This is a genomic window from Azospirillum sp. B506 (genome assembly GCF_000333595.1).
Lineage (GTDB): Bacteria > Pseudomonadota > Alphaproteobacteria > Azospirillales > Azospirillaceae > Azospirillum.
Genome location: NZ_BADK01000394.1, coordinates 1 through 2,251 on the forward strand (window position 1 = coordinate 1; position 2,251 = coordinate 2,251).

General features: G+C 67.8%; 3 protein-coding genes. 2 read left to right on the top strand and 1 reads right to left on the bottom strand.

Annotated elements, in window-relative coordinates:
• Both I71_RS12080 and I71_RS12085 read left to right on the top strand, forming a co-directional pair.
• Positions 1-590: AAA family ATPase (locus I71_RS12080; RefSeq protein ID WP_042695105.1), on the top strand; the 590-nt coding region annotated here is incomplete at its 5' end.
• Positions 591-748: 158 nt separating this feature from the next.
• Entirely contained in the window at positions 749-1,630 is an 882-nt protein-coding gene (locus I71_RS12085) for an NAD kinase (RefSeq protein ID WP_244433783.1), read from the top strand.
• Between the two features lie 29 nt (positions 1,631-1,659).
• On the opposite strand, the gene I71_RS12090 is transcribed toward I71_RS12085, so the two are convergent.
• Positions 1,660-2,251: PP2C family protein-serine/threonine phosphatase (locus I71_RS12090; protein WP_244433784.1), on the bottom strand; the 592-nt coding region annotated here is incomplete at its 5' end.

Below are 2,251 nucleotides of genomic sequence, written 5' to 3' on the forward strand. Positions count from 1 at the left end.
GGACTGTTCACATCCTGTTGCAGATCATGGACCACGGCAAGCTGACCGATCACAACGGCAAGATCGTCGATTTCCGCAACGTCATCCTGATCATGACCTCGAACGCCGGGGCCGCCGACATGGCCAAGCCCGCCATCGGCTTCGAGCGTGACCGCCGGGTCGGCGAGGACATCGAAGCGGTCGAGAAGATGTTCACGCCGGAGTTCCGCAACCGTCTCGACGCGATCATCCCGTTCGCGCCGCTGACGCAGGAGGTGATCAACCGCGTCGTCGACAAGTTCATCATGCAGATGGAAGCGCAGCTGGAAGACCGGGGCGTGTCCATCGAGCTGAACGAGGAGGCGCGCGAATGGCTGGGCAAGAAGGGCTACGACCCGCTCTATGGCGCCCGCCCGCTCGGCCGTGTGATCCAGGAGTACATCAAGAAGCCGCTGGCCGAAGAGCTGCTGTTCGGCAAGCTCAGCAAGGGCGGTCTGGTCAAGGTCACCGTCAAGGACGACAAGCCGGCCTTCGACTACACCGAAGGCAGCCGGCCGAAGCGCACCGCCGGTGACGATGACGAGGAAATGGTGTCGGAGATGGTCGAGTAGGCTCGCCCGATCCCTTCCATACCGTAAAAAAGGGGACCGTCCGCGGTCCCCTTTTCGTTGAGCCTTCAACGGGTGCGCCCCATGGATGCGCTCTTTTGCATCGGATCGTCACCGCGCGATACTTTTGCGCGAGCGCCGGACTGCGCTATGGTCGCGCCATGACCCATCCCGCCGCCACGCAGCCCGCCGCCATGCAGCCCGCTGTCGACCATTCCGGCCTCCTCCAGTCCGAAGATGCGCAGGCGCCATTGCTGCCTGCGCCCGATGCGCTGCGCATCGCCTTCGCCTGCGCCGACACCGACGAGGCGAGGGCCGCCCGCACCCGGCTGGTCCACCGCTACGGCAATGCCACCCCCGCCGAGGCCGACGTGATCGTGGCGCTGGGCGGCGACGGTTTCCTGCTGGAAACGCTGCACAGGGCGCTGACCCGCAACCGCGAGCGGCCGACGCCGGTCTATGGCATGAACCGCGGGTCGGTCGGCTTCCTGCTGAACGCCTACCGCGAAGAGGATCTGGCCGAGCGGATCGTGGCGTCGCAGCATGTCCGCCTGCATCCCCTGCGCATGGTGGCCACACGGGTCAGCGGCGAGCGGGTGGAGGCGCTGGGCATCAACGAAGTCTCGCTTCTGCGCGAGACGCGGCAGGCGGCCAAGCTGCGCATCACCATCGACGGGGTGGTCCGGCTGCCGGAACTGATCTGCGACGGCGCCCTGGTGGCGACGCCAGCCGGCAGCACCGCCTACAATCTGTCGGCCCATGGCCCGATCGTGCCGTTGAACGCCGGGGTGCTGGCGCTGACCCCGATCAGCGCCTTCCGCCCGCGGCGCTGGCGCGGCGCCCTGCTTCCCCACGCTGCCCGGATCACCTTCGACGTTCTTGAGGAAGGCAAGCGCCCGGTCAGCGCCGTCGCCGACTTCACCGAAGTCCGCGAGGTTCTGCGGGTCGAGGTGCAGGAATGCCGCGACGTCGGCCTGACCCTGCTGTTCGATCCGGAGCTGAACTTCGAGGAACGCATCCTGAAGGAACAGTTCGCGCCGTAAGGCCGCCGCCCGAACCCTACATCCGAAACCTACACCCGCCGGGCGACCCAGACGGCGGTCAGGTCGTCGCGCAGCGGCAGGCGGGTGCGGGCATAGAAGCTGTCCATCATCGGACGCAGCGGGTGCTGGCGGTTCTGGGCCAGCGCCGCGCGGACGAAATCGGGTACGGCGTCCTGCCCCAGCGGGCCGACCTCGTCGCCGCCGCATTCGATCAGGGCGTCGCTGTACAGGAACAGGAAGCCGCCGCGCGGCAGGCGATGGCTCTGGTCGGCATACTGCGCCCGGTGCGAGGCGCCCAGCACCAGCCCCGCCGAGTCGAGCAGGCGGATGTCCGGCCCGTTGCCCTTCGCCAGCGCCGGTGTCCCCAGCACCGGGTTGGGCGAGCCGGCCGCGGCGAAGGTCAGCGTGTCGATGGCAAGGTCGAGGATGCCGAAGAAGGCGGTGGCGAACTGCCCCGTCGGCAGCACGTCCTTCAATGCGCCGTTCAGCTGCATCAGCCATTGCGACGGCGCCATGTGCTGCATGGGCAAGCGGTCGATCAGCGTGTGCAGCCGGAAGGTGTGATCGCCGCGGTGATGCCGTGCCCGGCGAAATCGACCATCCACAGGCCGAGCCGCCCGT